Source organism: Empedobacter sp. UBA1574 (assembly GCF_002322895.1).
Classification (GTDB): domain Bacteria; phylum Bacteroidota; class Bacteroidia; order Flavobacteriales; family Weeksellaceae; genus Empedobacter; species Empedobacter falsenii_B.
Window position 1 is genome coordinate 104,188 of the sequence record NZ_DCOI01000012.1, and the last position, 6,217, is coordinate 110,404.

The following is a 6,217-nucleotide window of genomic DNA, read 5'->3' on the forward strand; positions in this document are numbered from 1 at the left end:
TGTTCAAGCTTTTTTTAGTTATAAAGTGATTAATACTTTATTTATTTCATCGCTCACTAATTTTGGCTTTTGCATCACCATAATATGTGTTCCGCCTTCTATTTGTATTGCATCTTTGATATATTCAATCGGAAAAACAATATCTTTTGTACCATGAATATGTGTAATATTTTCTTCATGATAAGCTGTAGAATGTTCCCAGTTTACAATCTTATGAATCGACCAACTTAAATATTCTTTGTTTCGAAACTCAAAAATATCGTCAATATTATCTTTTTCTCGATCAGTATAATATAATTTTCGCATCATCATGTACGAAAATGTCCGATCCGAAGTTAAGAAACTCATCGGAATTATTTTATGTGCATTAATAGAAGCCGAGAATCGAAATAACTTCGGAAGCTCTGCCCTATTCTTCACTGTCGAAATCAGAAATGTATGTTTTGGATTAATAAAACGATTCATTTCCTGCACAATTATTCCACCAAAAGATAATCCCATCAAAAGAAAATCTTCTGTGGGATTTATTTTATCTAATAATCTTTCGGTATAATGAGCCAAAGTTTCATCTTTCTCTGGATCTAACCAAGGAATATAAACTTGCTCAAAATCTTGTTCCAAGCGTAGATTTCGAAAAGCATTTGCGTTTGCGCCTAATCCACTTACTTGATAAATTTTCATACCTTAATTTATAATATATCTTTTTTCTTTGAGTAATCTGTTGGACGAACTCCAATTACTTTTTGGAATGTATTACTAAATGTTGGTAAACTATTGTAACCAACCATTGTCGAAATTTCACTGATTGAATACGTATTATCAATTAACAATTGTAAAGCGCGTAACATTCTTAAAATAGTGAAATATTGAACAAATGTCATATTCAAATCTTTTTGGAATAATCGTGATAATGATCGTTCAGAGAAACCGAATTCGGCTGTAATTTTCTTCATTGTAATCGAAGAATCCATATTATCATCTAAGAATTGAACGATTTTTTTCAGACGTTCGTCGTGTGGTAATGGAAGAGCTAATCGTAAACTACTTTTGCTTACTTTAGGTAATATTTCTTTAAAAGCTTGTGCAATTACATATTCGCTTCTGTTTTCTGGAACAATATCTCCTTTCCATTGGTTAGAAAATAATAAAAGCTCTAACAACAATCCATCAGCAGGATAGATTCCTACTTTTTTATAAAACGAATTATCACTTTCATTAATAGGGAAATATAAATTTCTCATAATCACCTCTGGTGTATTTGGGTGTATACTATGTTCCACATGAGGCGGTATCCACATATAGTGTCTTGCAGGTAAATAAAAAGTATCTTTTCCTATTTTTACATAAACTATTCCTCCCTCACAATAAAGAAATTGCGCTTTGTTATGTTTATGTTCTACCACGTATGCTTCCGAAATTTCCTTATGGTAACAGAAAATTGAGGTTGGTAATTTGTCAATTTCGGTTAGGTAATATCGTGTTTCGAACTTATTATCCAAATGTATATTCATAGTTTCTTTAATCTGCGAACTAATATAATAATTTATTTGATATGATGTATAATGTACACAAATAAAAATGTCCGAAATAGATAATTATTTGACTATTTTTAATATTAACTTTTTATTAATTAATCCAATATTTGTAATTCCCTTCGTTCAGAAGGGAACAATTATTGAATAGTATTAGAAAGAAAAAGTTGCATTATGTTGGAAAGAATAAAATTAACTAACTTACAGTCAAAAGTAATGACAGCAGAGGAGTCTGCCAAATTTTTTGAAGATGGAATGACTGTTGGTTCTAGTGGTTTTACAAGAGGAGGCGATACAAAAGTTGTATTAAAAGCTGTTGCGGAGCGTGCCAAATCTGAAAATTTAAAAATCACTTTAGTAACAGGAGCTTCATTAGGACATGGTACAGACGCAGCTTTAGTAGAAAGTGGAGCATTAAAAAAACGTTTACCATTCCAAGTAGACACTGTAATGCGTAAAAATATAAATGCAGGTAATGTTTTATTTATCGATCAGCATTTAGGAGAAACTGCTGAACATATTTTAGATGGACAATTTAAAATTAATTTAGGTGTTTTAGAAGTTGCTGAAATTTTAGAAGATGGTTCTTTAGTACCTACAACTTCTATCGGTAATAATGCTGAAATTGCTGCAAATGCAGACAAATTAATCATTGAGATTAACACGTCTATCCCTACAAATATAAAAGGTATTCACGATATTTATAGTGTAGAAGAATATGGAAAACGTACACCAATTAACATCACTGCTTGTGATACAAAAATTGGAACAGAAACAATAAAAGTAGATCCTTCTAAAATTGTTGGAATTGTTTTTCACGACATTCAAGATGCTCCAGGAGACATTCAACCAGCTGATGAAGCGACTGCTGCAATTGCTCAAAACATTGTGAAATTCTTCGAAAATGAAGTTGAAGAAGGTCGTCTTACAAAATCATTAATGCCATTACAATGTGGTATTGGTAAAGTTGCAAACGCTGTTTTAGGTGGTTTAGAACATTCTGATTTTGAAGATTTAGTAATGTACTCAGAAGTTTTACAAGATTCTACATTTGACTTAATTGATTCTGGAAAAATGAAGTTTGCTTCGGCATCTTCTATGACAGTTTCTCAAGAATGTTATGACCGTGTTATAGGAAACATCGACAATTATAAAGATAAAATTGTTTTACGTCCTCAATCTATTTCTAACTCAGCCGAAGTTATTCGTCGTTTAGGAATTATTGGAATCAATACATCTTTAGAGTGTGATATTTATGGTAACGTAAACTCAACTCATGTTTCTGGTACACACATGATGAATGGTATTGGAGGTTCTGGAGATTTTGCTCGTAATGCATTTATCTCAATCTTTGTTACTGCTTCTATCGCAAAAGGTGGAAATATTTCTTCTATCGTTCCGATGGTTTCTCATCACGATCACACAGAACATGATGTAGATATTATTGTTACAGAGCAAGGTTTAGCCGATTTAAGAGGTTTAGCACCACGCGAAAGAGCAATCGAAATTATCAACAACTGTGTTCATCCAGATTATAAAGGTGAATTATTATCTTATTTCGAAAGAGCTTGTGCAGAAAGAGGTGGTCAAACGCCACATATCTTAGAAGAAGCGTTCTCTTGGCATACAAGATTGAAACAAACAGGTTCTATGAAAAAAGAAGAATTATTAGTTTTGAATCATTAGAATAATAAATAATAAGACTATACTTTTTCAAAAAGCATAATTCAGAAATTCTGAATTATGCTTTTTTTGTGAAATAATGTAACTTTGTTAGAAGTCTAAGAAACATGAAAAAAATACTTTTAGTAACACTACCATTGACAACTTTTTTTGCGTGTCAATCTAATCAAAACGAAAATCAAAATTTAGAACAAATTGATAAAAAATCGGCTCGCGAAGTTGTATTGACAACCGAAACTAAAGGCGACTCTGTTTTACATATTACCAAACAAAAAATTTGGTCAAACGATTTGATGATTGCAGAAAAAGTAGATACTTTGATTACGCACAAACAATATACACCTACCGACTCTACCAAAATTCCTATTTACGTAACCATTCAATAATCTATCATGAATAAAAGAGAAAAAAGAGCAAGTAAAGTCGTGACTTTAGTGTTAATTTCTTCGGTTCTTAGTTCGTGTATGAATCGTGAAGAAGCGCCTGTTACGAACAATGCACAAAAGGTATATATGCGTGCAGATTCTACTGCTCCTTACACAGATGTTACGTCAAATTATGCATCTCATTCTGGTGGTTCGCATCACGGTGGAATGGGAAGTTCGTTGCTTTGGTTTATGGCTTTTCGTAGCTTAACTGGCAGCGGAATGGGCTATGCAAGTCAAGGTTTGCATCAACAGTCTAACGTCGGAACAAACGCAGCAAAAGCGCAAGCGTATAAAAGTCAAACTGTTCGCGGTGGATTCGGAAAATCTGCTTCTTCTCGTTCAGTTTCATCTTAAACAAATTTTATGCAATTAAAAAGAATAAAAGCTGACGAAAACTGGCAAGAAAGGTTAGAAAATATTGGCTTTGGCTATCATACAGACGAAAATAAACAAACCTATTGGGTAGAAGATTATTACTATTCTATTTCGGAAAAAGAAGCGGATAAAATCTTTGAAGCGACAAACGAATTGTGGGAAATGTGCTTGAATGCTGTCGAACATGTGATTCAAAATAATCGTTTGGACGAATTTAAAATTCCAAAATTTATTCAACCTTATTTGATTGATACATGGGAAAATGATGCGCCAAGTATTTATGGACGTTTTGATTTTGCTTACGATAATGATCAATTGAAAATGTTAGAATTCAATGCTGATACACCTACTTCGTTGTTTGAATGTGGTGTTGTACAATGGTTTTGGATGGAAAATTATTTTGGAGAAACAAAAGATCAATTCAATTCTGTTCACGATAAATTAATTGAAACATGGAAAATGTTAAAACCTTATTTGAAAGGTGAAACCTTGCATTTTTCTTGCGTGAGAGAATCATTAGAAGATTTGACGAATATCGAATATATCAGAGATTGTGCGATACAAGCCGGAATTAATACCAAATTAATTTATGTAGACGAAATCGGTTGGAATAATGTCAATTTTGTTGATTTAGAAGAAGAACCAATTACAGATATTTTCAAACTTTATCCGTGGGAATGGATGATGAACGAGTTGTTTGCATACAACATCAAAAATGATGAAATCAACGCAAATTGGATAGAACCAGCTTGGAAAATGATTCTTTCGAACAAAGCTATTTTACCAATTTTATGGGAATTGTATCCAGATCATCCATTATTATTAGAAGCTTATACAGATTCACCAAAAGAGATGAAGAATTATGTCAAAAAACCATTGTTATCTCGTGAAGGCGCAAATGTAGAAGTTGTAAAAAGTGGAGCTATTTCGGAGCAAACTTCTGGCGAATATGGCGAAGAAGGTTTTATTTATCAAGCTTTGGCTAATTTACATCACGAAGAAACAGGTTATACCATTATCGGAAGTTGGATTATTGGGCAAGAATCGTGTGGAATTACGTTCCGCGAAAGTGACCAATTTATTACAACCGATAAAAGTCGTTTTGTTCCGCATATTATTGAGTAAAATATTTAAAACCAAAAAGTCTAATTCCACTTCGAATTAGACATTTTTTAGTTTAAACAAAATCAAACAATTACCTTAAAAATTGTAAATAGTTTAAAAATTAATAGGTTTCATCATATTTTATTTATAAATTATAAAAAGATTTTATTAAAATGTTTTATCAATTAAAGGTTTAAGAAATAAAACGTTAGATAATTTTTTACGAATCAAAACCAACTAAATACAAACTAAAAAGTAGAAATATGGATTTTTTAGATGATTTGTTTAACTCTTCAACCCTTCCCTCAGAGCGCATTTCGCGTATGCTCGAAGAAGATTTGTTTTGGCAAATTATAGAAAATTCTTTGCTCAATGCCAATAATTTGCAAGATCAAGAAAAGGCTTTGGAACAAGAATTAGAAGATCTAACTGCCGAGGATATTATTGGTTTTCAACTTCGATTAGAGTTCTACTCCTATTCATTACATTCGCCTGAAATATGGTGTGCAGCTTGTATTATGAATGATGATACAGATCCAACACATTTCTATTATTTCAAAAATTGGATTATTTCGCAAGGACAAGAATTGTTTGAAAAGGCAATTTTGAATCCTGATAATTTAGCTGATTATTTTAACGAAGGCTTCAACGAAGATGATTTATATGAGTTTGAAGATTTTCATTTAATCGCTGATAATGTTTTCTATGAAAAATTCGAACACAAAATTATTGACTTTGTAGACAAAGAATGTTTTAAATTTTATACCGAAAAATCTCCAAAACCTGAGTTTGATTGGGATGACGAAAATTTAACCAATTTGCAAATCATTTGTCCAAGATTATTCAAAGTTTTTATCGAAGATTATCCTCCTGACGACGACGAAATGGAAGATGATTTTGATGATGAAGACGAGTTTTTATAATGATAATATTTAATACCCATTTTATTCCTTCAATGGAAGATGGTGCTCTAAGGAAAATTGTCACATTAATTTCAGTAGTTGCCTATTTCTTTTTTATATTAATAGGATATAGCTCTTTCAATTATTTTTTAATTTCTGGACTTATTATAGTTTGTAATCTTCCCCTTGTTAA

At 31.6% G+C, this 6,217-nt stretch carries 7 protein-coding genes; 5 read left to right on the top strand and 2 right to left on the bottom strand.

Going from position 1 to position 6,217, the window contains the following annotated elements:
- Positions 1 to 18: 18 nt before the first annotated feature.
- Entirely contained in the window at positions 19 to 681 is a 663-nt protein-coding gene (locus B3578_RS02950; protein ID WP_114999497.1) for an alpha/beta fold hydrolase, read from the bottom strand.
- An 8-nt stretch (positions 682 to 689) separates the two neighbouring features.
- Positions 690 to 1,511 carry an AraC family transcriptional regulator gene (locus tag B3578_RS02955; protein ID WP_180906175.1) on the bottom strand — a complete coding sequence of 274 codons (822 nt, stop codon included), beginning with the start codon at positions 1,509 to 1,511 and terminating at the stop codon, positions 690 to 692.
- A gap of 195 nt (positions 1,512 to 1,706) precedes the next feature.
- Here B3578_RS02955 and B3578_RS02960 point away from each other — a divergent pair, with 195 nt between their 5' ends.
- The 5 genes from B3578_RS02960 (at position 1,707) to B3578_RS02980 (ending at position 6,045) form a co-directional block, all read left to right on the top strand.
- Positions 1,707 to 3,218 (top strand): succinate CoA transferase, encoded by a 1,512-nt coding sequence (locus B3578_RS02960; protein ID WP_286496110.1) that lies wholly within the window; start codon positions 1,707 to 1,709, stop codon positions 3,216 to 3,218.
- A gap of 104 nt (positions 3,219 to 3,322) precedes the next feature.
- Entirely contained in the window at positions 3,323 to 3,601 is a 279-nt protein-coding gene (locus B3578_RS02965) for a hypothetical protein (RefSeq protein WP_280035742.1), read from the top strand.
- 6 nt (positions 3,602 to 3,607) lie between these two features.
- Positions 3,608 to 3,997 (top strand): hypothetical protein, encoded by a 390-nt coding sequence (locus B3578_RS02970; protein WP_219034280.1) that lies wholly within the window; start codon positions 3,608 to 3,610, stop codon positions 3,995 to 3,997.
- Positions 3,998 to 4,006: 9 nt separating this feature from the next.
- Positions 4,007 to 5,143: a glutathionylspermidine synthase family protein gene (locus tag B3578_RS02975; RefSeq protein WP_286496109.1), complete on the top strand. Its 1,137-nt coding sequence runs from the start codon at positions 4,007 to 4,009 to the stop codon at positions 5,141 to 5,143.
- A gap of 242 nt (positions 5,144 to 5,385) precedes the next feature.
- Complete coding sequence (locus tag B3578_RS02980; protein WP_286496108.1) at positions 5,386 to 6,045, top strand: DUF4240 domain-containing protein; 660 nt, start codon at positions 5,386 to 5,388, stop codon at positions 6,043 to 6,045.
- The last annotated feature ends 172 nt before the right edge of the window (positions 6,046 to 6,217 follow it).

Coding starts and splice junctions, on each gene's coding strand:
- B3578_RS02950 (WP_114999497.1), bottom strand. CDS start 681: ATGAAAATTTATCAAGTAAGTGGATTAGGCGCAAACGCAAATGCTTTT.
- B3578_RS02955 (WP_180906175.1), bottom strand. CDS start 1,511: ATGAATATACATTTGGATAATAAGTTCGAAACACGATATTACCTAACC.
- B3578_RS02960 (WP_286496110.1), top strand. CDS start 1,707: ATGTTGGAAAGAATAAAATTAACTAACTTACAGTCAAAAGTAATGACA.
- B3578_RS02965 (WP_280035742.1), top strand. CDS start 3,323: ATGAAAAAAATACTTTTAGTAACACTACCATTGACAACTTTTTTTGCG.
- B3578_RS02970 (WP_219034280.1), top strand. CDS start 3,608: ATGAATAAAAGAGAAAAAAGAGCAAGTAAAGTCGTGACTTTAGTGTTA.
- B3578_RS02975 (WP_286496109.1), top strand. CDS start 4,007: ATGCAATTAAAAAGAATAAAAGCTGACGAAAACTGGCAAGAAAGGTTA.
- B3578_RS02980 (WP_286496108.1), top strand. CDS start 5,386: ATGGATTTTTTAGATGATTTGTTTAACTCTTCAACCCTTCCCTCAGAG.